General features: G+C 68.1%; 22 protein-coding genes. 9 read left to right on the forward strand and 13 right to left on the reverse strand.

Annotation, left to right across the window (positions count from 1 at the left end):
- Positions 1-139: 139 nt before the first annotated feature.
- The 4 genes from C7444_RS01550 to C7444_RS01565 all read right to left on the reverse strand — a co-directional run bounded on the left by C7444_RS01550 (position 140) and on the right by C7444_RS01565 (position 3,532).
- On the reverse strand, positions 140-832 hold the full coding sequence (locus C7444_RS01550; protein ID WP_110399049.1) for an FHA domain-containing protein: 693 nt from the start codon (positions 830-832) through the stop codon (positions 140-142).
- A 54-nt stretch (positions 833-886) separates the two neighbouring features.
- Complete coding sequence (locus tag C7444_RS01555; RefSeq protein WP_110399050.1) at positions 887-1,669, reverse strand: Stp1/IreP family PP2C-type Ser/Thr phosphatase; 783 nt, start codon at positions 1,667-1,669, stop codon at positions 887-889.
- A gap of 117 nt (positions 1,670-1,786) precedes the next feature.
- Positions 1,787-2,743 (reverse strand): serine/threonine-protein kinase, encoded by a 957-nt coding sequence (locus tag C7444_RS01560; RefSeq protein WP_110399051.1) that lies wholly within the window; start codon positions 2,741-2,743, stop codon positions 1,787-1,789.
- Positions 2,744-2,806: 63 nt separating this feature from the next.
- The gene (locus tag C7444_RS01565; protein WP_110399052.1) at positions 2,807-3,532 is read right to left on the reverse strand and encodes a TerC family protein; all 726 of its coding nucleotides are present in this window, start codon (positions 3,530-3,532) and stop codon (positions 2,807-2,809) included.
- Positions 3,533-3,998: 466 nt separating this feature from the next.
- On the opposite strand from C7444_RS01565, the gene C7444_RS01570 reads away from it, so the two are divergent.
- Positions 3,999-4,226 (forward strand): SWIB/MDM2 domain-containing protein, encoded by a 228-nt coding sequence (locus C7444_RS01570; protein ID WP_375136895.1) that lies wholly within the window; start codon positions 3,999-4,001, stop codon positions 4,224-4,226.
- Positions 4,227-4,290: 64 nt separating this feature from the next.
- Here C7444_RS01570 and argC read toward each other — a convergent pair whose 3' ends face one another.
- Complete coding sequence (gene argC, locus C7444_RS01575) at positions 4,291-5,232, reverse strand: N-acetyl-gamma-glutamyl-phosphate reductase (RefSeq protein WP_110399054.1); 942 nt, start codon at positions 5,230-5,232, stop codon at positions 4,291-4,293.
- A 46-nt stretch (positions 5,233-5,278) separates the two neighbouring features.
- Between argC and C7444_RS01580 the strand changes: the two genes are divergently transcribed.
- From C7444_RS01580 to C7444_RS01610, 7 genes are all read left to right on the forward strand, one after another.
- Complete coding sequence (locus tag C7444_RS01580) at positions 5,279-5,851, forward strand: RBBP9/YdeN family alpha/beta hydrolase (protein WP_110399055.1); 573 nt, start codon at positions 5,279-5,281, stop codon at positions 5,849-5,851.
- On the forward strand, positions 5,851-6,759 hold the full coding sequence (locus C7444_RS01585) for a ParB/RepB/Spo0J family partition protein (RefSeq protein ID WP_110399056.1): 909 nt from the start codon (positions 5,851-5,853) through the stop codon (positions 6,757-6,759). The genes C7444_RS01580 and C7444_RS01585 overlap by 1 nt, the downstream gene beginning before the upstream one ends.
- Before the next feature lie 349 nt (positions 6,760-7,108).
- Positions 7,109-9,031: a PrkA family serine protein kinase gene (locus C7444_RS01590; protein ID WP_110399057.1), complete on the forward strand. Its 1,923-nt coding sequence runs from the start codon at positions 7,109-7,111 to the stop codon at positions 9,029-9,031.
- A 74-nt stretch (positions 9,032-9,105) separates the two neighbouring features.
- Positions 9,106-10,404, forward strand: a complete 1,299-nt coding sequence (locus tag C7444_RS01595) for a YeaH/YhbH family protein (protein WP_211317458.1) — start codon at positions 9,106-9,108, stop codon at positions 10,402-10,404.
- Between the two features lie 33 nt (positions 10,405-10,437).
- Positions 10,438-12,045 (forward strand): SpoVR family protein, encoded by a 1,608-nt coding sequence (locus tag C7444_RS01600; RefSeq protein WP_110399058.1) that lies wholly within the window; start codon positions 10,438-10,440, stop codon positions 12,043-12,045.
- A gap of 42 nt (positions 12,046-12,087) precedes the next feature.
- Complete coding sequence (locus C7444_RS01605; protein WP_110399059.1) at positions 12,088-12,765, forward strand: Crp/Fnr family transcriptional regulator; 678 nt, start codon at positions 12,088-12,090, stop codon at positions 12,763-12,765.
- A 97-nt stretch (positions 12,766-12,862) separates the two neighbouring features.
- A complete protein-coding gene (locus C7444_RS01610; RefSeq protein ID WP_110399060.1) occupies positions 12,863-13,057 on the forward strand; it encodes a YgaP family membrane protein in 195 nt (64 codons plus the stop codon).
- A 4-nt stretch (positions 13,058-13,061) separates the two neighbouring features.
- Here C7444_RS01610 and C7444_RS01615 read toward each other — a convergent pair whose 3' ends face one another.
- From C7444_RS01615 to C7444_RS01635, 5 genes are read right to left on the reverse strand one after another with little or no spacing between them, the layout of a single operon-like run.
- Positions 13,062-13,799, reverse strand: coding sequence for a GntR family transcriptional regulator (locus C7444_RS01615; protein WP_110399061.1), 738 nt, complete (start codon positions 13,797-13,799; stop codon positions 13,062-13,064).
- 42 nt (positions 13,800-13,841) lie between these two features.
- Positions 13,842-14,774, reverse strand: a complete 933-nt coding sequence (locus tag C7444_RS01620; RefSeq protein WP_110399062.1) for an ABC transporter permease — start codon at positions 14,772-14,774, stop codon at positions 13,842-13,844.
- Between the two features lie 2 nt (positions 14,775-14,776).
- Positions 14,777-15,658, reverse strand: a complete 882-nt coding sequence (locus C7444_RS01625; protein ID WP_245909354.1) for an ABC transporter permease — start codon at positions 15,656-15,658, stop codon at positions 14,777-14,779.
- Positions 15,659-15,686: 28 nt separating this feature from the next.
- On the reverse strand, positions 15,687-17,006 hold the full coding sequence (locus tag C7444_RS01630; RefSeq protein ID WP_245909355.1) for an ABC transporter substrate-binding protein: 1,320 nt from the start codon (positions 17,004-17,006) through the stop codon (positions 15,687-15,689).
- A 58-nt stretch (positions 17,007-17,064) separates the two neighbouring features.
- Complete coding sequence (locus tag C7444_RS01635) at positions 17,065-18,087, reverse strand: ABC transporter ATP-binding protein (protein ID WP_110399064.1); 1,023 nt, start codon at positions 18,085-18,087, stop codon at positions 17,065-17,067.
- A gap of 241 nt (positions 18,088-18,328) precedes the next feature.
- On the opposite strand from C7444_RS01635, the gene C7444_RS01640 reads away from it, so the two are divergent.
- Positions 18,329-19,054 carry an aspartate/glutamate racemase family protein gene (locus C7444_RS01640; protein ID WP_110399065.1) on the forward strand — a complete coding sequence of 242 codons (726 nt, stop codon included), beginning with the start codon at positions 18,329-18,331 and terminating at the stop codon, positions 19,052-19,054.
- Between the two features lie 21 nt (positions 19,055-19,075).
- Here the strand turns inward: C7444_RS01640 and C7444_RS01645 are convergent, their stop codons facing one another.
- The 3 genes from C7444_RS01645 to gmhB form a co-directional block, all read right to left on the reverse strand.
- Positions 19,076-19,843 carry a M48 family metallopeptidase gene (locus tag C7444_RS01645; RefSeq protein ID WP_110399066.1) on the reverse strand — a complete coding sequence of 256 codons (768 nt, stop codon included), beginning with the start codon at positions 19,841-19,843 and terminating at the stop codon, positions 19,076-19,078.
- Positions 19,844-19,859: 16 nt separating this feature from the next.
- Positions 19,860-20,612 carry a lysophospholipid acyltransferase family protein gene (locus C7444_RS01650; RefSeq protein ID WP_110399164.1) on the reverse strand — a complete coding sequence of 251 codons (753 nt, stop codon included), beginning with the start codon at positions 20,610-20,612 and terminating at the stop codon, positions 19,860-19,862.
- A 79-nt stretch (positions 20,613-20,691) separates the two neighbouring features.
- Complete coding sequence (gene gmhB, locus C7444_RS01655; RefSeq protein ID WP_245909356.1) at positions 20,692-21,339, reverse strand: D-glycero-beta-D-manno-heptose 1,7-bisphosphate 7-phosphatase; 648 nt, start codon at positions 21,337-21,339, stop codon at positions 20,692-20,694.
- Between the last annotated feature and the right edge of the window lie 5 nt (positions 21,340-21,344).

The raw sequence follows: 21,344 nt of genomic DNA on the forward strand, positions 1-21,344 counted from the left end.
CGGGTGCTCGCAAGCCGGCGGGCGAGCACTTCCTCACTGCTTGATGCCCGGCATGTTCCCTTGACCGGAGATCGGGGGCCCCGGCGTGACAATCGCACGCCGGGTCGAGGTGCCGGGCAGAGGCCTCGGCACGGGCTCGTCAGGGCTGCACGAACTGCATCTGCGTGCCCGCCAGCTCGATGACGTCGCCGTCCTTCAGGTGCACCGGATCCCCCATCACCACCGAGCCGTTCACCAGCGGCCGGTTGGCACCTTCGACGTGGGCGAAGACATAACCGCCCGGGCGCTTGGTGATCGAGGCGACCTGCACGCCGGGCTTGCCGACCGTGGTCACCACCTTGGTCAGCGCCACCTCCCGCCCGGCTGCCGCACCCGACAGCACCCGGATCGAGGCCTGGGCCACCGTCGGGGCGGCGGCCAGGTGGCCGAAGTTCGAGGCGGGCAGCTGGCCGGGCAGCGTGGCCGAGGACATGGGGCGCGTGGCGGCCATCGAGCTCGGAATCTGCCCGGGCTTGAGAATCATCGTCTTCTCGTAGTCCGAGTTGTCCTCGACCAGGTACTTGATCTTGTACTTGCCGATCTCGACGGTGTCGTTGTGCTGCAGCAGCTGGCGCTTGACCGCACGGCCGTTGATGTAGGTGCCGTTGGTGCTGTTCTGGTCCTCGATGTAGACGTCCTGGCCGACCATCTGGAGCACCGCATGCTCACCGCTGACCGCCAGGTTGTCGATGACGATGTCGTTGTACGGACGGCGTCCCAGGGTGGTCTTGTCCTTGGTCAACTGGACTTCCTTGATGACCACGCCGTCCAGCGAAACAACGAGTTTGGGCATGAACGTCCTCTGTATCTTGGTCTCTGTGCAGTCCGAACCCGGTCGGCGGCGTTTTCAGCGTTTGAATGGCCACCACGACCGTGCGCCGTCGGCGCTGCTCTGCGTGGCGATCAGAATCACGGCGATATTATCCCGTCCGCCTGCCTGATTGGCTGCTTCTACAAGCGCATCGGCCGCGCTCGCCGCTTCGCCGTGCGCGACGAGCACCTCGCCGATCTGTTCGTCGGTCAGCATGTCCGACAGCCCGTCCGAGCACAGCAGGAACCAGTCCTGCGGCAGGACCGGGTGGATGTGGGTCTCCAGCAGCACCACGTCCTCGACGCCGACCGCGCGTGTCACGAGGTTGCGGTGGCTGCTGTAGAGCGCCTGCTCGGGCGTGATGAGACCGGCGTCGAGCTGCTCCTGGAGCAGCGAGTGGTCGCGGGTGAGCTGGACCAGCCGGCCATCGCGCCAGCGGTAGGCCCGCGAATCGCCGATGTGGCCCAGCAGCAGGCGGCTGCCGCGCAGCACCCCCACCACCAGCGTCGTGCCCATGCCGGCGTACTGGGCGTTGGCGTTGGCGGCGTTGAAGATGGCGCGGTTGGCGTTGTCCACGCAGATGTCCATCGCGCGGCGCACGTCCAGGTCGCTGGCTTCCGTGCCGGTCTCCTTGAGCCAGTAGCCCAGTTCCGAGCGGATGTATTCGGTCGCCATGTGGCTGGCGACCTCACCGGCGTTGTAGCCGCCCATGCCGTCGGCCAGCACGACCAGGCCCGCGTTCTCTTCGATCGCGACCGAGTCTTCATTGTTCAGGCGTGCACGACCCGTGTCGGTGACGGCGTAGAACTCGATGTTCATGATCGGATGGGCGAGGGCAATGTCTTCAGGATCTGCATTCTGGGGTCTGCGGCAGAAACTCAGCAGCTTGCGTGCCTGCCATCGTGCGGATTGGCGAGACTTCCTGCACCGAAGCGATCATGCCCGACCTGGCGCCGGTGCGGTGCCGGGCTCGATCATCGTGCGCACGAGTTCCAGATCGGCGGCCACGTCGGCACCGTGACGGTAGCGCAACTCCGGTCGTTTCTCCAGCAGGATGCTGACCACGTTGCACACCGCCTCGGGGATGGAGGGGCGGCGCGAGCGCACGGTCGGCGCGGGCGTGTGGGTCACCGCGTGGATCAGGTCGGCCATCGAGTGGCCCTGCAGCGGCAGGTGGCCGGTGAGCAGCTGGAACAGCGTGACCCCGAGCGCGTACAGGTCCGCACGTCCGTCGACCGCGCGGCCGGCCAGCTGTTCGGGCGCCATGTACAGCGGCGAGCCCAGCACCAGGCCGGTCCGGGTCCGGCTGGCGTCCGCGATGCGCGCGATGCCGAAGTCCATGACCTTCACCTGATCGTTCAATGCATCGACCATCACGTTGGTCGGCTTGATGTCCCGGTGGATGATGCCCTGCTCGTGGGCGAAGTGCAGGGCACGCGCCACGCGGGCCCCCACGCGCAGGACCTGCGGCAGGCTCAGGCGCTGCTGGCGCTGGACATGCTGGCCGAGGTCCTCGCCCCGCAGTCGCTCCATCGCGATGTAGGACCACGCGCCTTCTTCGCCGGACTCCAGCACCTGCACGATGTCGGGGTGCTGCAGGCGGCCGGCCGCCTCGGCCTCGCGCTGGAAGCGGCTGCGGGCCTCCTGCAGCGCGAACCCGTCGAACTCGCTGCCCAGAGCCAGCGTCTTGATGGCGATCTCGTGGCCGTCCCGGGGGTCCCGGGCCAGGTAGACCCGGCCCATCGTGCCACGGCCGATCTCGTGCATCAGCTGGAAGCGGCCCAGACGGTGAGGCCGCTGCTCGCGCTCGGCCAGCGGTGGCTCGTGCAACTCGGGCGGGACGGTGTCGTCGTCGCCGAGCGTCGGGTTCAGGAAGGTGAGCGTGCTGCTCATGGGCTGTGCCGGTGCATCGACATGGAAGTTAGCACAGCCCGTGCGTCGGGGCGCCCCCGTGCGTCAGGCCTTGGCGGCGTGGCGGCTGGCGATCACGCGGCCCGCGACGAACACCAGCACGGCACCGGCGATGCCCGCGGCATAACGCACCGTGGCGCTGGCCTCGCCCGGCGTGCCGTCGGCGGCGGCCTGGGCCAGGTAGGGCACGACTGCCGGGTCGGACACGGCCATCGTGCCGGCGATCCAGCCCAGCAGCATCGCGCCCAGCGTGATGATCATCGGGAAGCGGTCCATCAGCTTGATCACCAGTTGGCTGCCCCAGACGATGATCGGGATGCTGACCAGCAGGCCGAAGATCACCAGCGGCATCTGGTGCTCACCCCCGAGGGACTCGGTCGCCCCGGCGATGGCGATGACGTTGTCCAGGCTCATCACGAAGTCGGCCACGATGACGGTCTTCACGGCGGCCCAGAGCTTGTCGCTGGCGTGGATGGCGTGGTCGCCCTCGTCTTCCGGGACCAGCAGCTTGATGCCGATCCACAGCAGCAGCAGCGCACCGGCGACCTTCAGGAAAGGCACTTTCAGCAGGGTCAGCGCGAAGAAGATCAGCACGACCCGCAGCAGGATGGCCCCGGCGGTGCCCCACAGGATGCCGGCGCGTCGCTGGGCTTCCGGCAGCTTGCGGCAGGCCAGCGCGATCACGACGGCATTGTCGCCACCGAGCAGGATGTCGATGAGGATGATCTGGCCGACGGCCAGCAGGAAGTCAGGGGTCAGGAATTGTTCCATGGCGTGTCCACAGGAGGGGCGGTGATGGGGTGACCCTGACAGCGACGGCCGGGGCCGGATCGTCTCTGGCGATCCTACGGCGCGCAGTGTAGGGCCCGGCCGGGCCCGGTCTCGTGCGTAGAGGTGCGTAGATCCGCACGCTGTTGGCCTCCGTCGAGGCCTGCCGACGCGGACCGGGAGCGCATGCGCTGGTTTTCACGGGCGTTTAATCGGGGTGGGGGCTGGAAATCGCCTTTTCAACGCCATGGGCAGGCATTACCATTCGCGCGCCAAGTGATCGCGAGAATGCCTGCTCATGCAGCGGGTGCCCGGCACTGACCTGTTCACTGTCCCCTGATGGAGTAGATTCGATATGGCAACTGCTAAGAAAGCCGCCGCAAAGACCCCCGCAGCAAAATCCGCCCCGGCCCAGAGCGCAGCGGTGTCCGAAGCGGCTCCGGCCAAGCGTGCGCCCAACGCGGCTTTCATGAAGGCGATGACCCCGTCGGCTGCGCTGGCGGCAGTGATCGGCAAGGAGCCGGCACCGCGCACCGAAGTGACCAAGAAGGTCTGGGAATACATCAAGAAGCACAACCTCCAGGACGCGGCCAACAAGCGCATGATCAACGCCGATGCCAAGCTGAAGGCGATCTTCATGAAGGATCAGGTCTCGATGTTCGAGATGACCAAGCTGATCAGCAACCAGCTGTCCTGAGCGCCGGGCGGCAACCGGCCGCTCCCGCCCAGCAAGAAGCCCGGCTCCGCCGGGCTTCTTCGTTTCAGAGCCCCAGGTCCTCGGCCACGCCCAGGTGCACGTTCATCGACTGCACCGCCGCACCGCTCGCACCCTTGCCCAGGTTGTCCAGGCGGGCCATCAGCAGCACCTGCTCGCCGCGGGCGAACACGAACAGGTCGACCCGGTTGGTGTCGTTGCAGCCCTGCACGTCGAAGAAGCCGTCCTGCAGCGTCGCCCCGTCGTTCAGCGGCATGACCCGCACGAAACGCTCGCCCGCATAGTGGGCCTCGAGTGCCGCATGCAGCCGGGGCGCGTCGGCCTGGGCCGCCAGCTGGGCGCGGTGCAGCGGGATGCTGACCGCCAGGCCCTTGTAGAACGGGCCGACCACCGGCATGAACACCGGCGCGACCTCCAGCCCGGTGTGGGCCATCATCTCGGGCAGGTGCTTGTGCGCCAGGCCCAGCGCGTAGGGGCGCGGGGCCATCAGGCGGGCGTCGCCACCGGCTTCGTACTGCTCGATCATCTTCTTGCCGCCGCCGGAATAACCGGTGATCGACGTCGCGCTCACGCCCAGGCTGCGCGGCACCAGTCCGGCATCCACCAGCGGGCGCATCGCCAGGATGAAGGCGCTGGCGTGGCAGCCGGGGTTGGCGATGCGCTTGCTGGCGCGCAGGCGCTCGCGCTGGCCGGCCGCGAGCTCGGGCAGGCCGAAGGACCAGGCCGCATCGATGCGGTGCGCGGTGCTGGCGTCGATCAGGCAGGTCTTCGGGTTGGTGACCAGTGCGGCGGCCTCGATGGCGGCCGCATCGGGCAGGCACAGGAAGGCGATGTCGGCGGCGTTCAGCAGGCGGGCCCGCTCGGCGGCATCCTTGCGCAGCTCGGGCGCGATGCGCAGCACCTCGACATCGTCCCGGCCGGCGAGATATTCATGGATGCGAAGGCCGGTGGTGCCTTCCTGGCCGTCGACGAACACAGCATGCTTCATGGGGTCCTCTTCACAGTGCGCTGCAGCAAAAACAGGAGAATACGGCATGAACAAGTCGGTTGAGACATGGCATGTGCTGGTGCTGCCCGGGTGGCAGGATTCCGGTGCGCAGCACTGGCAGTCCCGCTGGGTGCTGCGCCACGGCTACGAGCGGGTGGAGCAGGACGACTGGCTCTGGCCACGCCGTGGCGACTGGATGGCCCGGCTCGACGAGGCGGTGCTGGCCCGCCCGGTCGGGCAGCCGCTGGCGCTGGTGGCGCACAGCCTGGGGTGCCAGCTGGTGGCGGCCTGGGCCGAGCACAGCCGGCACGCGCAGCGTGTGCACGCCGCGCTGCTGGTGGCGCCGCCCGACACCGAACGCGAGGACATGCCGCCCCAGCTCCACAACTGGCGGCCGATGCGCCGTTCGCCGCTGCCCTTCGAGGCCCTGGCGCTGCTGTCGTCCGACGATCCGTACGCCACGCCCGAGCGGGCCGTCGACCTGTGCCGCAGCTGGGGAGCCGGCCACGAGGTGGTCGGTGCCCTGGGCCACCTGAACGACCACTCCGGCCTGGGTGACTGGGACGAGGGTCACCAGCGACTGCTCCGGCTGCTCGGCAGATCACGGACAATCGCCTGATGGTGACGAAGAAGCCCAAAGGACTTGGACGTGGATTGGAGGCCCTGCTGGGCCCGCAGGTGGCCGATGCGCCGCGGGCGGGTGCTCCGGCGGGTCAGCCTCATGCCGTCAAGCTGAGCCAGCTCTGTGCTGGCAAGTACCAGCCGCGCACGCGGATGGATGAAGGCTCGCTGTTCGAGCTGGCGGAAAGCATCAAGAGCCAGGGCGTGATGCAACCCATTCTGGTGCGTCCGATCGCTGCCAGCGATGGCTTGCCGATGTACGAGATCATCGCCGGCGAGCGGCGCAGCCGTGCGGCCCGCCTGGCGGGGCTCGAGGAGGTGCCGGTGCTGGTGCGCGACGTGCCCGACCAGGCCGCCGCCGCGATGGCGCTGATCGAGAACATCCAGCGCGAGGACCTCAATCCCCTCGAGGAGGCCCAGGGCGTGCAGCGCCTGGTCAGCGAGTTCGGCCTGACGCACGAGGAGGCCGCCCAGGCCATCGGGCGCTCGCGCAGCGCGACCAGCAATCTGCTGCGCCTGCTGAACCTGGCCGCGCCGGTGCAGCAGATGCTGATGGCCGGTGACCTCGACATGGGGCACGCCCGTGCGCTGCTGCCGCTGGACAAGGTGCACCAGATCACCTGCGCCAACGAGATCGTCGGCCGCCAGCTGTCGGTGCGCGAGACGGAAAAGCTCGTGTCGCGCCAGGACGAGGCCCGCCAGGAGCCGGCACGCCGCGACCGTGGCGAGAAGTCGCGTGACCTGCAGCGCCTCGAGGAGCAGCTCGCCGACGTGCTGACCGCACCGGTCGAGATCCGTGTGCGCAAGCGCACCCGCCGGGGCGAGCAGGGCGAGATCGCGATCGGCTTCTCGTCGCTGGAAGAACTCAACGGCCTGCTGGACCGGCTGGGCCTGACCGAGCGCTGAACGCGGGCGGCCCCGACCGCCGCCCGATCGTGCATGCAATCCGGCACGGGGTTTGCTCATGTCAACCTCGAAAGCATGCGTATCGTTCCGGAGTGGAAGAACGCACACTTTTGTGCACAGCGAAGATAAAGCCGACGAAGGCGTCCGTTCTTTGATGGACGGCGCCCCGCAAGTTGAACCAAGCTGTCACCATCAGGTCATAACGTTGATGCTGCAGAGCGACGGAAAGCTCTGATGTAGCCTCGCCCCGCCAACCAGACCCCTGCGGGCAAGGGACTCCATCAGATCTTCCCTGGTGCAGTGGCAATGATCCTGCCGCCGCACCCCCTGAACCCACCAGGAGGCCTGCATGGACGTGATCAGCAACTTCGCCGCACGGTATGAACGCACGCGTGAGGAGGAGATGTCCCTCGAGGACTATCTCGCAGAGTGCAAGCGTGATCCCCTGACGTATGCCACCGCCGCCGAGCGCATGCTCAAGGCGATCGGTGAGCCGCAGATGGTCGACACCCGCAACGATCCACGCCTGTCGCGCATCTTCGCGAACAAGGTCATCAAGATCTACCCGGCCTTCGCCGAGTTCTACGGCATGGAAGACTCCATCGAGCAGGTGGTGTCCTACTTCCGCCACGCCGCCCAGGGGCTTGAGGAGAAGAAGCAGATCCTCTATCTGCTGGGCCCGGTCGGTGGCGGCAAGAGCTCCATCGCCGAGCGCCTCAAGCAGCTGATGCAGGAGGTGCCGTTCTATGCGATCAAGGGCTCGCCGGTCAACGAGTCCCCGCTGGGACTGTTCGACCCGGCCGAGGACGGTGCGGTGCTCGAGAAGGAGTTCGGCATCCCGCAGCGTTTCCTCAACCGCATCATGAGCCCCTGGGCCGTCAAGCGGCTGGAGGAGTTCGGCGGCGACATCCGCCGCTTCAAGGTCGTCAAGCGTTACCCCAGCATCCTCAAGCAGGTCGGCATCGCCAAGACCGAGCCGGGTGACGAGAACAACCAGGACATCTCGTCGCTGGTGGGCAAGGTCGACATCCGCAAGCTCGAGACCTACGCCCAGGACGATCCGGACGCCTACAGCTACTCCGGCGGCCTGTGCCTGGCCAACCAGGGCCTGCTCGAGTTCGTCGAGATGTTCAAGGCGCCCATCAAGGTGCTGCACCCGCTGCTGACGGCCACCCAGGAGTCCAACTACAAGGGCACCGAAGGTTTTGGCGCGATCCCCTTCGACGGCATCGTGCTTGCGCACAGCAACGAGAGCGAGTGGAAGGCCTTCCGCAACAACAAGAACAACGAGGCCTTCCTCGACCGCATCTACATCGTCAAGGTGCCGTACTGCCTGCGCGTGAGCGAGGAGGTGAAGATCTACGAGAAGCTGCTCAAGGGCAGTTCGCTGGCCGGCGCCACCTGCGCACCGGGCACGCTGAAGATGATGAGCCAGTTCGCCATCCTGACTCGCCTGAAGGAGCCCGAGAACTCGAGCCTGTTCAGCAAGATGCAGGTCTACGACGGCGAGAACCTGAAGGACACCGACCCGCGCGCCAAGAGCTACCAGGAGTACCGCGACTACGCCGGCGTCGACGAGGGCATGAGTGGCATCAGCACGCGCTTTGCCTACAAGATCATCTCCAAGGTCTTCAACTTCGACAGCCAGGAGCTGGCGGCCAACCCGGTGCACCTGATGTATGTGCTCGAGCAGCAGATCGAGCGTGAGCAGTTCCCGCCCGAGGTCGAGCAGAAGTACACCGGCTACATCAAGGAGCTGCTGGCACCCCGCTACGCCGAGTTCATCGGTAAGGAGATCCAGACCGCCTACCTGGAGAGCTATTCCGAGTACGGCCAGAACATCTTCGATCGTTACGTGATCTATGCCGACTACTGGATCCAGGACCAGGAGTTCCGTGACACCGACACCGGCGAGGTGTTCGACCGCGTGGCGCTGAACGCCGAGCTCGAGAAGATCGAGAAGCCGGCCGGCATCGCCAACCCGAAGGACTTCCGCAACGAGATCGTCAACTTCGTGCTGCGTGCCCGGGCCAACAACCAGGGCAAGAACCCGCTGTGGACCAGCTACGAGAAGCTGCGCACGGTGATCGAGAAGAAGATGTTCTCCAACACCGAGGAGCTGCTGCCGGTCATCAGCTTCAACGCCAAGGCCAGCGCGGACGAGGCGAAGAAGCATGAGGACTTCGTCAATCGCATGGTCAACAAGGGGTACACGCCCAAGCAGGTGCGCCTGCTGTGCGAGTGGTATCTGCGCGTGCGCAAGTCGAGCTGACGGGACCCGGAGGGGTCAGGTCTTCCCCGCCGCCCTGCCGGGTGGCGGGGCGGTCGAAACCAACAAGGTGAACCATGCTGCACCAGATCATCGATCGCAGACTGGCAGGCAAGAACAAGTCCATCGGCAACCGCGAGCGTTTCCTGCGCCGCTACAAGGAACAGATCAAGGGGGCGGTGCGGCGCGCCATCGATGGCCGCGGGATCCGTGACCTCGAGCGTGGCGAGGACATCAAGATCCCGAAGAAGGACATCAACGAACCCGTCTTCCACCATGGTCAGGGCGGGCAGCGCGAGATGGTCCACCCCGGCAATCGCGAGTACGTCACCGGCGACCGCATCAAGCGGCCGCAGGGTGGTGGCGGCGGGGGAGGCGGCTCCGGCAGCGGTCAGGCCAGCGATTCCGGCGAAGGGGAGGACGACTTCGTCTTCTCGCTGAGCAAGGAGGAGTTCATGCAGGTCTTCTTCGAGGACCTCGCGCTGCCGCATCTGGTGCGCACCCAGCTGGCCGAGACCCCCGAGTGGAAGAGCCACCGGGCGGGTTACTCCAGCGACGGCACGCCCAACAACCTGCACGTCGTGCGTTCCATGCGAGGTGCCCTGGGGCGGCGCATCGCGCTGGGTGCCTCCAGCCGGGCCGAGCTGCAGGAACTCGAGGCCAGGCTGCTGGCGCTGCCCGTGGTCGGCGAGGCCGACGAGGTGGTCGAGCGTGAGCGCGAGACCCTGCTGGCCCAGGTCGAGGCCTTGCGGGCGAGGGTGGCACGCATCCCTTTCCTTGATCCGATCGACCTGCGCTTCCGCAGTCGCGTGCGGGTGCCGGTGCCCACCAGCAAGGCGGTGATGTTCTGCCTGATGGACGTGTCGGGCTCGATGGACGAGTCGCGCAAGGAGCTGTCCAAGCGCTTCTTCATCCTGCTCTACCTGTTCCTGACGCGGCACTACGAAAAGATCGACATCGTCTTCATCCGCCACCACACCCAGGCCCAGGAGGTGGACGAGCAGGGCTTCTTCCACTCGACCGAGACCGGGGGCACGGTGGTCTCCAGCGCGCTGGTGCTGATGGAGGAGGTGATCCGCGCCCGCTATCCGAGCGACCAGTGGAACATCTATGGTGCCCAGGCCAGCGACGGCGACAACTGGCACCACGACAGCGGTCGCTGCCGCGAGCTGCTCGAGCAGAAGATCCTGCCGCTGTGCCGTTATTACGCCTATGTGCAGGTGGCCGAGGCCGAGCAGAACCTCTGGGACGAATACCGTCGCCTGGCCGAGACGTCCGGGCCGCACTTCGCGATGCGCAAGGTGACCGAAGCCTCGCAGATCTATCCGGTCTTCCGTGACCTGTTCAAGAAGGAAGGCGCCCAGGCCGTGGCCTGACGCACCCCATCCGGCCTTCAAGGGGACACCAGCATGAATGCAGCCGACGACATCACCTCCGCCCTCGAGAGGCCGACCGCCGCCGCACCGGTCGTGGCCGGCGCCCGGTCCCTGCGCGAGCCCCTGCCGCTGCTCCAGCGGCCCGAGGCACCGCTGCCGGCGCCCAGCGACTGGAGCTTCGAGCTGATCGAGCGCTACCACGACGTGATCCGCGAGACCGCGCGGCGCTTCGGCCTCGACACCTACCCGAACCAGCTCGAGATCATCACCGCCGAGCAGATGATGGACGCCTACGCGTCGGTCGGCATGCCGGTCAACTACCGCCACTGGAGCTACGGCAAGGAGTTCATCTCGACCGAGAAGAACTACAAGCGCGGCGCCATGGGCCTGGCCTACGAGATCGTCATCAACAGCAACCCCTGCATCAGCTACCTGATGGAGGAGAACACGCTGCCGATGCAGGCGCTGGTGATCGCGCACGCGGCCTACGGCCACAACAGCTTCTTCAAGGGCAACTACCTGTTCCGCATGTGGACGGATGCGTCGTCCATCATCGACTACCTGGTCTACGCGAAGAACTACGTGGCCGAATGCGAGGAGCGCCACGGACTGGAGGCGGTCGAGGCCTTCCTCGACAGCTGCCACGCGCTGATGAACCACGGGGTGGACCGTTACCGCCGGCCCAGCAAGAAGACGCTGTCCCAGGAACTGGCCGAACGCAAGGAGCGCGAGGCCTATGCGCAGCAGCAGGTCAACGACCTGTGGCGCACGCTGCCGCGGCGCGCTGACAAGCCCGACGATGCGCCCGAGGCGCGGCGCTTTCCGGCCGAGCCGCAGGAGAACCTGCTCTATTTCATCGAGAAGAACGCCCCGCTGCTCGAGCCCTGGCAGCGCGAGATCGTGCGCATCGTGCGCAAGGTGGCGCAGTACTTCTACCCGCAGCGCCAGACCCAGGTGATGAACGAGGGCTGGGCCACGTTCTGGCACCACAAGCTGCTCAACACCATGTACGACGACGGCCATCTGACCGACGGCGTGATGATCGAGTGGCTCAAGTCGCACACCAACGTGGTCTACCAGCCCCGGGTCACCGACCGGGGCTACAGCGGCATCAATCCGTATGCGCTCGGGTTCGCGATGTACACCGACATCAAGCGCATCTGCGAACACCCGACCGATGAGGACCGCGAGTGGTTCCCCGAGATCGCCGGCACGCCCTGGCTGCCCGCGCTCGATCAGGCGATGCGCAACTTCAAGGACGAGAGCTTCATCGGTCAGTACCTGAGCCCCAAGCTGATGCGTGACCTGCGCCTGTTCGCGATCCTCGACGATGAAAAACGCCCCGAGCTGGAGATCAGCGCGATCCACGACGATTCCGGTTACCGCAGGGTGCGCCAGGCGCTGTCGCACCAGTACGACCTGGGGCAGCGTGAGCCCAACATCCAGGTCTGGAACGTGCAGCTGCGCGGCGACCGTTCGCTGACCCTGCGGCACTTCCAGCACAACGACCGGCCGCTGGACGACAGCGCGCAGGAGGTGCTGCGCCACGTGACCCGGCTGTGGGGCTTCGACGTGCACCTGGAGAGCGTCAACAGCGCCGGCGACATCCGCAAGCGCTGGACCGCCAAGGCGGCACCCTGAGCGCGCCGGCGGCTGCCGTGGCGGCGCTCTAGACGGGGTGGCATGAGCGCTGCTGCCCCCTCCCTGCTGGATCGCCTGGTCTGCCTGTACCCGGTGTTGGGCGATTCGGCGCCGCCCGGCTGGGTGGCCGATGTGGCCCGCATGGGGCCGGTGATGCAGGTGCCCGTCCACACCGTGCTGTTCGACGAGGGTTCGCCTTGCCTGGGATTCCCGATGGTGCTGTCCGGTGCGGTGCAGGTCGCCCGGGGCGCGCCGCAGGGCCGGGCGCTGGAGCTCTATCGGGTGCAGCCCGGCGAGGTCTGCGTCGTCTCGGCCGCGTGCCTGTTCGGCGGCAGCGTGCTGTCCGCCCACGGCGTGGCGGTGCAGGCCACCGAGCTGCTGGTGCTGTCGCCCGGGACCTTCATGCGCTGGAGCGAGCACGAGCCGTTCCGGCGTTTTGTCTTCGGCCAGTTCGCCACCCGCCTGTCGGACCTGATGGCGCTGACCGAGGCCGTCGCCTTCCAGCGGCTGGACCAGCGTCTGGCCGGCACCTTGCTCGGTCGTGGCCAGGTGTTGCACCTGACGCACCAGCAGCTGGCCGACGAGCTGGGCACGGTGCGCGAGATGGTGACCCGGCTGCTCAAGCGCTTCGAGCAGGCCGGCTGGGTGCGGCTGGGCCGCGAGCGCATCGAGCTGCTGGAGGCCTCGGCGCTGCGGCAGCTGTCGGCGGGCCCGGTCTGACCTCGCGCCGGTCGACCCGATCTGTGACTCCAGTCACAGATCCTGGCAGGAGGCCGCTCCACACTGCAGGTCTTCCTGGACGGATGGAGTGCCTCTCATGAAAACCAATGTCGGCGGAATCGACCGCCTGCTTCGCATCGTCGTCGGCCTCGTGCTGCTGTTGCTGGCCGCCACGGGCCAGGTCGGCGCCTGGGGCTGGATCGGCATCGTGCCCCTGGCCACCGGCCTGATGAAGAGCTGCCCGCTCTATTCGATCATCGGGCTCGACACCTGTCCGATGAAAAAGACCTGAGGCCTCAGCCGCGCGGGTCCGCGGCCGCCGGTTCCCGGTAACCGGCGAACAGGTCACGGCGTGGGGCCGGTGCGCTGGCGGGCTGCACCAGCGAACGCTCCAGCTCCTGCAGGTGGCGTCGCATCTCGGTGGCGGCGCTGCCGGGGCTGCCCCGCAGGGCCTGGATCAGCTCGACATGGCGGTGTGCCACGCAGACCGGTTTCTGGCTGGCCTGGTAGAGCGCCATCAGCATCGAGGTGGTGGGCAGCAGGCCGTCGAGCAGGCGCAGCAGCAGCGGGTTGCCGCTCATGCGGGCCAGCGCCCGGTGGAACTCGCCCGACAGCCGGATCGAGTTCGGCCGGTCGTTGCGGGCCAGTGCCTGCTCCTCCTGGCGCACCAGGGCGTGCAGCTGCTCCAGCTGTTCGTCGCTGAGCTGGCCGGCGATGCGGCGGGCCACGTCGCACTCGAGCAGCCGGCGCACGTCGAACACCTGCCGGGCCTCCTCGTAGGTCGGCGACGGCACCACCGCACCACGGTTGTGGCGCAGCTCGATCACCTGGTCCTGCGCCAGCCGGTGCAGGGCCTGGCGCACGAGGGTGCGGGACACGCTGAACTGCTCGGCCAGCGCCTCCTCGCGCAGGCGGGTGCCCGGCGGCAGGCGCAACTCGAGGATGGCGGCGTGGATGCTGTCGTAGACCCGCTGGGTCGGGGTCTGTCCGGTGTCGGCGGGCGCAGGCAGTTCAGGGTGGAAGGCGTCGTTCATAAGCGTTCGCCCTGAGGCGGGTCGTGGGGGCCTCGCGGGGCGTCAGGCTCGGCGACGTTGCCACAGCACGACCACGCTCAGCGTCAGCCCCATGACCAGGAAAGATACCACCGTCGTCACCGTGCCCAGCGCGTAGATCACCGGCGTGGTCACGGTGGTGGTCAGGCCCTGCAGCTCCAGAGGCAGCGTGTTCAGGTCGCCCATGGCCTGCGAGCTGCGGGCGATCTCGTCCCAGCTCAGCGTGAAGCCGAACATGCCCACGCCCACCAGACTGGGCCCGATCAGCGGCAGCACCACGTGCACGAAGGTCTGCCAGGGCGAGGCGCCCAGGTCGCGGGCCGCTTCTTCGTAGGCCGGATTGAAGCGGTTGAACACCGCGAACATGATCAGCAGTCCGAAGGGCAGGGTCCAGGTCAGCTGGGCCCCCAGGCCCGAGCTGTACATGCCCAGCGTGGTGGTGAAACCCTCGGCCGCTTCCGGCGACCAGACCTCGAGCAGCGAGCGCACCCCGGCGTCGAGCAGGCGGAAGCTCAGCCCGATGCCCAGCGAGACGATGATCGACGGCATGATCAGGCTGGCCACCACCACGTAGAACAGCGCCGTGCCGCCAAGCAGTTTCTTGCGGTAGGCCAGACCGGCCAGCAGCGAGCAGCCCACCGTCAGCACCATCACCACCGCGCCCAGGCCGAGCGAGCGCCGGAAGGCCGCACCGATGTCGATCACGCCGATGCCCTCCCACAGCGTGCGGAACCAGTGCAGCGACACGCCGCGCATCGGGAAGGTCAGTCCGCCCTCCGGTCCCTGGAAGCTCAGCACGAAGATGGCCAGCATCGGCCCGTAGAGGAACAGCACGAAGGCCGCGAACACGCTGCCCAGCAGCCAGAAGCTCAGCGGCCGTCCGGGCTGGACCCGGGCGCGACCGGCGGCCCCCTCCCTCGGGGAGGTGGCCGCCGCAGGCGGACGGCGGGTCGTCATGTCTACAACTCCTTGCGCAGGTTCACCAGCCGCATCATCGCGGCGATCATCAGCAGCACCACGGCCAGCAGGATCACGGCATTGGCCGCGGCGATCGGGAACTGCAGGTAGCTGGTCTGCACCTGGATGATCTTGCCCACCGAGGCGATCTGCTGGCCACCCATCACGCCCACGGTGACGAAGTCGCCCATCACCAGCGCGATCACGAAGATGGAGCCGATGATCAGCCCGGTGCGGCTCAGCGGCAGCACCACGTGCACGACGGTCTGCCAGGGCGAGGCGCCGTTGTCGCGGGCGGCCTCCAGCAGCGAACGGTCGATGCGCATCATCGAGTTGAAGATCGGCACGATCATGAACATCGTGTAGAGGTGCACGAAGGCCAGCACCACCGAGAAGTCGGAGAACAGCAGCCACTCGATGGGCGTGTCGATCAGCCCGATGCCCTGCAGGCTCTGGTTGATCAGGCCGTTGCGCCCGAGCAGCGGCACCCACGAGATCATGCGGATGACGTTGCTGGTCCAGAACGGTACGGTGCAGACGATGAACAGCACCGTCTGCAGCAGCTGGCTGCGGATGTGGAAGGCCAGGAAGTAGGCGATCGAGAAGCCCAGCAGCGAGGTGATCAGCCAGGTCAGCACGCTGAACTTCAGCGTCGACAGGTAGGTCTTCAGCGTCACGCACAGGTCGCCACCGCCGACCGAGCAGCCGGCGAAGATGTCGACGTAGTTCTGCAGCGTGAACGCGGGAATCAGCTCGTACTCGGTGGCCTGCCAGAAGCTGACCATCAGCACGAGCGCCAGCGGCACGATGAAGAACAGCGCAAACACCGCCGTCAGCGGCGAGGCCTGCAGCCAGGCGTGGAGGGAGGTGCGTGCGTGTCGCATCATCGTGTGCCGGTCAGGGAGACGTCGCTCAGGCGGCGACGAACTCGTTCCACTTCTGGACCATGTAGGCGTTCTCGTCCATCACGGCGTTCCAGCAGGCGATGCCGCCCATGCGGGCCTCGTAGCTGCCGCCGTCGCGCACCGAGCCCGCCTTGGCCAGCACGTCACCGTTGGGGCTCTTGATGTCCTGCGAGGCGGCCTTGCCTTCCATCCAGTAGGCCCACTCGTAGGCTTCCATCTTGGCCTTGGCGGTGTCGAGCACGGCGCTGTAGTAGCCCTGGCGGTTCAGGTAGGCGCCCGCCCAGCCGTCGAGGAACCAGTTGATGAACTCGTAGACGCCATCGGCCTTGCGCCCGGTGACGGTCTTGGGCACGCCGAAGCCGGCGGCCCAGGCGCGATAGCCTTCCTTCAGCGGCTGGAAGGTGCAGGCGATGCCCTTGGTGCGCACGGCGGTCACGGCCGGCGACCACATCGACTGGATCACCACCTCGCCCGAGGCCATCAGGTTCACCGACTCGTTGAAGTCCTTCCACAGGCTGCGGAACTGGCCCGCCTTCTTCGCCTCGATCAGCGTCTTGATCGTCAGGTCGATTTCCTTCTTGGTCATGTTCCCCTTGTCGGGGTACTTGTAGATCCCCATGGCCTCCACGACCATCGCCGCGTCCATGATGCCGATCGACGGGATGTTCAGGATCGCGGCCTTGCCCTTGAACTCGGGGTTGAGCAGCTCGGCCCAGGAGTTGATCGGACGCTTGATCAGGTCGGGGCGGATGCCCAGCGTGTCGGCGTTGTAGACGGTGGGGATCAGCGTCATGAAGCCGGTGGGCGTGGCGGAGAACTTGGTGCTCTTGCCGCCTTCGAGGTACATGACCTTCTTCGGTGCGGTGCCCTGGTCGCCGACCTTCTTGCCGGCGACTTCGCCCTTGGTGAACAGCGAGGTGATCTTGTCGGCGTTCTTGATGCGCTTGACGTCGATGCCCAGCAGGTTGCCGGTCGGGATGATCTTCTTGAGCGAGAAGTACTCGGTGTCGATCAGGTCGAAGCTGTTGGGCGCGGTGACGGCGCGCTTGGTCACGTCGTCGGTGGTGACCGGGATGTACTGGATCTTGATGCCGGTGTCGGCCTCGAACTTCTCGGCGATCGCCTTGTCCTGGTTCACCGCGGTGCCCAGGTAGCGCAGCACGATCTTCTCCTGCGCGTGCACGAAGGGGAAGCCGGTGATGCCGGTGGCGGCCACGCCGGCGCCGGCGGCGGCCTTCAGGAAGCCGCGGCGTGGACTGGCCACGGTCGGGGCGGTGTCGGGGGTCACGCTCGGCGGCGTCGTCTGGGGATCGAACTCAGCGGACATGGCATTCACTCCGGGGTTGGGAAGCTGCAGGGAACGGGGATCTCGGGCTCGGGCGGCCTCAGGCGGCCAGTGCGTGGGCGTCGGCGGCATGCCAGCGCATGCCCACCTGCTGGCCGGGCCGCCACGGCGCGGCGTGGAAGGCGGCGTCGGGCAGGCTGGCCATCCAGCGGGCGGGGTTCCGGGCCTCGTCGTCCGCCGAGGCGGCACGGGTCTCGTCGGTCGGGGCGAGGTGCACCTGCACCTGCGCGCCCTGGTATTCGACGGCGGTGACCTGCACGGCCAGCTCGCCGGGTGCGGGCTCGGCCAGCGTGATGCGGTCGCAGCGCACGGCCACCTTGCCCGCTGGCGTGTCGATCACGTTGTGCGCGCCGATGAAGCGGGCCACGAACTCGGTGCGCGGGCGCTCGAACACCTCGCGGGCCGAACCGGCCTGCTCGATGCGGCCCTGGTTCATCACCACCACCAGATCGGCCAGGGCCATCGCCTCTTCCTGCGAGTGCGTGACGTGGATGAAGCTCATGCCCAGCTCCTGGTGCCAGCGCTTGAGCTCGGCGCGCATCCGCACGCGCAGGAAGGGGTCCAGCGCCGACAGCGGCTCGTCGAGCAGCAGCACCCGCGGGCGGGTCATCAGCGCCCGGGCCAGCGCCACACGCTGCTGCTGGCCGCCCGACAGGGCGGCGGGCAGGCGCTGCGCATACGGCTCCATCGCCACCAGCTTCAGCAGCTCCTGGGCACGGGCTTCACGCTCGGCACGGGCCACGCCCTTCATGCGGGCGCTGAAGGCCACGTTGTCCCGCACGCTCAGGTGCGGGAACAGCGCATAGCTCTGGAACATCATCGCCGTGCCGCGCTCGGCCGGCGACAGGTGCGTGATCTCGCGCCCGCCCAGCACGATGCTGCCTTCTGTCGGGTCCTCGTGGCCGGCGATCATGCGCAGCGTCGAGGTCTTGCCACAGCCCGAAGGCCCGAGCAGGCAGCAGTAGCTGCCCGCGGGAATCCTCAGGTCGATGCCCGCCACCGCGAGGGACTGGCCGTAGTCCTTCTCGAGGTGGATGAGCTCCAGGTCGGTGCGGTCGTTCATGGACTGCTTTGTATGCAATCGCTGTGCCACTGGACCGGATCCGCCGCCGGGCCGCACGTCCTGCCGCGCACCACCGCGGCGTGCCTCTTGCAGCACGCTGGCGGGACGGCCGGCCACGGCGGCGGTCCCGCCGAACCGGTCCAGCCGGCGTGCACCAAGCACAGGCGATCCGCTGCATCCTGCAGCACATCACGCACTTTTTGTATGCAAAATAGACCTCGGCCCTGAGGAGAGGCCCACCATGAAACTGCTGATCATCAATCCCAACACCTCGACCGCGATGACGACGGGCATCGCCGCGGCGGCCCGTCAGGTGGCCGCGGCGGACACGCGGATCGTCGCGGTGCAACCCAGCTTCGGCCCGCTGTCCATCGAGGGGCATTTCGACGAGACCATCGCGGCGGCTGGCGTGGCCGAGCAGGTGCGGCTGGCCGCGCCCCACGACGCGGTGGTCATCGCCTGCTTTGGCGACCCGGGCCTGGACGCGGCCCGCGAGGCCACCCGGGCGCCGGTGCTGGGCATCGCCGAGGCGGCCTTCCACGCGGCCAGCTTCGTGGCCACCGGGTTCTCGGTCGTCACCACGATGACGCGGACCTGCGTCATCGCCGAGCACCTGCTGCACCGCTACGGCTTCGAGCGCCGCTGCCGCGGGGTGCACGGCACCGACATCCCCGTGCTGGCGCTCGAGGACGGCGGCGCGGGCTGCGTCGATCAGATCGAGGCGGCCGCCCGCGAGGCGCTGAGCCGCGACCGCAGCGGCGCCATCGTGCTGGGCTGCGCGGGCATGGCCGCGCTGTGCGCCGAACTGACCCGGCGCCTGGGCGTGCCGGTGATCGATGGCGTGGCGGCTGCCGTCAAGTTCGCCGAGGGCCTGGCCGCGCTGGGCCTGGGCACGAGCCAGCACGGCGACTATGCGCCGCCGCTGCCCAAGACCTACGCGGGCTGGGCCGCGCCGCTGGGCTGGTGACGCAGCAGGCCTGCGGCGGCTTCAGTCGCAGACCGGCACCGGGCGGGTCTTGAGCGTGTGGCGCTGGTGTTCGTAGTCGGGCATCACGCCGTGCACCAGGGCCCAGAACGCCGGGCCGTGGTTCATCTCGCGCAGGTGGGCAAGCTCGTGCACGACGACGTAGTCGATCACCGGCAGCTCGAAGTGGATCAGGCGCCAGTTCAGGCGCACGGTGCCATCGCTGCTGGCGCTGCCCCAGCGGGTGCGCGCGGCGCTCAGGCGCAGCTGGCGGGGCTGCACCTGCAGCCGCGGCGCATGGTGCAGCACCCGTTCCTGGAACAGCGTGAGGGCCTGGCGCTGCAGCCAGGCGAGCGTGGCGTGGCGCAGATGGTCCGCCGGGGTGTCCTCGGGGCGGGCGGCCGCGCCCAGGCCGATCTGCAGGCGCCGGTCGGCGCCCAGCACGACGCCCCGCTGGCCGGGCACCAGCGTCAGGGTCAGCGGGGTGCCGAGGTAGGGCAGGCTGCCACCCTCGGCCCACTGCACCCGCTGGGTGTCACGCTGCAGCACCCGCTCGGCCTGCTCGGCGAGCTTGCGCAGGATCCAGGCGGCCTTGCTGCGCAGGGCGTCGTCGATGTCGGCCTGCGCGACCCAGCGGGGCGCACGCACCACCAGGCCTTCCGGGCCGACGACAAAACCGATCGTGCGGCGCCGGGCATGTCCCAGCTCGTAGCCGACCAGCTGCGGGCCGAGCTGCACGCTGCGGTTGCTGCGCACATGGCGCCACGGCGGCGCGGGGCTGGCCTGCGTCATGCCCGTGGGGTCTCGTTCAGGTCGGGCGGCCCCGATAGGCTTGGGGATCGAGGCGCTGCATCTCGCCTTCGATCCAGGCCTCGACTTCCTGCATCAGCTCGTCCGGGCGCCGCCCGACCGGCGAGATCGGCCGGCCGATCGACACGTCGATCACGCCCGGGCGCAGCAGGAAACTCTTGCGCGGCCAGCAGCGGGCCGACGTGACGGCGATCGGCACCAGCGGCGTGCCGGTGGTGACGGCCAGGCGCGAGGCGCCGGTCTTGTAGTCGCCCTTCTCGCCGCGGGCCGTGCGCGTGCCTTCGGGGAACATGATCATCCAGCTGCCCTTGGCCATGATCTCGCTGCCCTGCTGGACCACCTTGCGCCACGCCTCGGAGCGCCGGGCGCGGTCGATGTGCACCATGTCGAGCCGGCCGATGGCCCAGCCGAAGAAGGGGATGTAGAGCAGTTCGCGCTTGAACACGTAGGCCAGCGGGTGCGACATGATCGCCGGCAGGGCGAAGGTCTCCCAGGTCGACTGGTGCTTGGGCACGAGGATGACCGCGGCCTTCTCGTCGGCCGCGGTGGGCAGGTGCTCCATGCCCTGCACACGCCACTGCACGCCGCAGATCCAGCGGGCGCCCAGCACCGCCAGCCGCAGCCAGCCGGCGCAGAGCCAGTACAGCGGCTGGCCCTTCATGACGGCCGAGGCCAGCACGGCCACCAGACTCCAGGGGATGACCGTGACGGTCAGCCACAGGATGAACAGCGCGGAGCGCAGGTAGATCAGCATGGTGTGGGGCGCGGCCCGGCAGCGAGCCGGCCGCTTTCTGGGCGGAAGAAAGGACGGGCGTGGCGGGGCGCCACGCTCATGGCTGGGGAGGAGCGGGGGGCGGCGTGGCGCCGGCCCCCGAGGCCAGGCGGCGCGCCTCCTGGACGCGGCGCTTCTCGGCGCTGAGCAGCTGGTCGGCGAACGTGGCCAGGTCGGCATGCACGACCAGGCCGGGCACCCGCTGGCGCATGGCCTCGATGCCGGCGTCGTCCAGTCCGCCGGACTTGCCGGTCAGCACCAGGTGCGGCTTGCAGCCGGCCGCGGCGCTGGCCTGCAGGTCCCGCAGCGTGTCGCCGACGGCGGGCACGCTGCGCAGGTCCACGCCGTAGCGCTCGCCGATCTGGGTGAACAGGCCGGGCAGGGGCTTGCGGCAGTCGCAGTCGTCCTCGGGCGCATGCGGGCAGAAGAACACCGCGTCGATGCGCCCGCCGAGCGTGGCCAGGCGCTCGTTCATCTTCAGGTGCATCGCGTTGAGCGCGGACATGTCGAACAGGCCGCGCCCCAGGCCCGACTGGTTGGTCGCGACCACGACATGCCAGCCCGCCTGGTGCAGGCGGGCGATCGCCTCCAGCGCGCCGGGCATCGGCACCCATTCTTCCGGGGACTTGACGTAGTCGTCGCGGTCCTCGTTGATGGTGCCGTCGCGGTCGAGGATGACCAGCTTCATCGGGTTGCGTTCGGCCATGGAGC

The sequence above is a fragment of the Sphaerotilus hippei genome (assembly GCF_003201595.1).
Taxonomy (GTDB): domain Bacteria; phylum Pseudomonadota; class Gammaproteobacteria; order Burkholderiales; family Burkholderiaceae_C; genus Sphaerotilus; species Sphaerotilus hippei.

Excerpts from the sequence above, each read along its gene's own strand:
- C7444_RS01550 (WP_110399049.1), bottom strand. The coding sequence starts at position 832 with ATGCCCAAACTCGTTGTTTCGCTGGACGGCGTGGTCATCAAGGAAGTC.
- C7444_RS01555 (WP_110399050.1), bottom strand. The coding sequence starts at position 1,669 with ATGAACATCGAGTTCTACGCCGTCACCGACACGGGTCGTGCACGCCTG.
- C7444_RS01560 (WP_110399051.1), bottom strand. The coding sequence starts at position 2,743 with ATGAGCAGCACGCTCACCTTCCTGAACCCGACGCTCGGCGACGACGAC.
- C7444_RS01565 (WP_110399052.1), bottom strand. The coding sequence starts at position 3,532 with ATGGAACAATTCCTGACCCCTGACTTCCTGCTGGCCGTCGGCCAGATC.
- C7444_RS01570 (WP_375136895.1), top strand. The coding sequence starts at position 3,999 with ATGAAGGCGATGACCCCGTCGGCTGCGCTGGCGGCAGTGATCGGCAAG.
- argC (WP_110399054.1), bottom strand. The coding sequence starts at position 5,232 with ATGAAGCATGCTGTGTTCGTCGACGGCCAGGAAGGCACCACCGGCCTT.
- C7444_RS01580 (WP_110399055.1), top strand. The coding sequence starts at position 5,279 with ATGAACAAGTCGGTTGAGACATGGCATGTGCTGGTGCTGCCCGGGTGG.
- C7444_RS01585 (WP_110399056.1), top strand. The coding sequence starts at position 5,851 with ATGGTGACGAAGAAGCCCAAAGGACTTGGACGTGGATTGGAGGCCCTG.
- C7444_RS01590 (WP_110399057.1), top strand. The coding sequence starts at position 7,109 with ATGGACGTGATCAGCAACTTCGCCGCACGGTATGAACGCACGCGTGAG.
- C7444_RS01595 (WP_211317458.1), top strand. The coding sequence starts at position 9,106 with ATGCTGCACCAGATCATCGATCGCAGACTGGCAGGCAAGAACAAGTCC.
- C7444_RS01600 (WP_110399058.1), top strand. The coding sequence starts at position 10,438 with ATGAATGCAGCCGACGACATCACCTCCGCCCTCGAGAGGCCGACCGCC.
- C7444_RS01605 (WP_110399059.1), top strand. The coding sequence starts at position 12,088 with ATGAGCGCTGCTGCCCCCTCCCTGCTGGATCGCCTGGTCTGCCTGTAC.
- C7444_RS01610 (WP_110399060.1), top strand. The coding sequence starts at position 12,863 with ATGAAAACCAATGTCGGCGGAATCGACCGCCTGCTTCGCATCGTCGTC.
- C7444_RS01615 (WP_110399061.1), bottom strand. The coding sequence starts at position 13,799 with ATGAACGACGCCTTCCACCCTGAACTGCCTGCGCCCGCCGACACCGGA.
- C7444_RS01620 (WP_110399062.1), bottom strand. The coding sequence starts at position 14,774 with ATGACGACCCGCCGTCCGCCTGCGGCGGCCACCTCCCCGAGGGAGGGG.
- C7444_RS01625 (WP_245909354.1), bottom strand. The coding sequence starts at position 15,658 with ATGCGACACGCACGCACCTCCCTCCACGCCTGGCTGCAGGCCTCGCCG.
- C7444_RS01630 (WP_245909355.1), bottom strand. The coding sequence starts at position 17,006 with ATGTCCGCTGAGTTCGATCCCCAGACGACGCCGCCGAGCGTGACCCCC.
- C7444_RS01635 (WP_110399064.1), bottom strand. The coding sequence starts at position 18,087 with ATGAACGACCGCACCGACCTGGAGCTCATCCACCTCGAGAAGGACTAC.
- C7444_RS01640 (WP_110399065.1), top strand. The coding sequence starts at position 18,329 with ATGAAACTGCTGATCATCAATCCCAACACCTCGACCGCGATGACGACG.
- C7444_RS01645 (WP_110399066.1), bottom strand. The coding sequence starts at position 19,843 with ATGACGCAGGCCAGCCCCGCGCCGCCGTGGCGCCATGTGCGCAGCAAC.
- gmhB (WP_245909356.1), bottom strand. The coding sequence starts at position 21,339 with ATGGCCGAACGCAACCCGATGAAGCTGGTCATCCTCGACCGCGACGGC.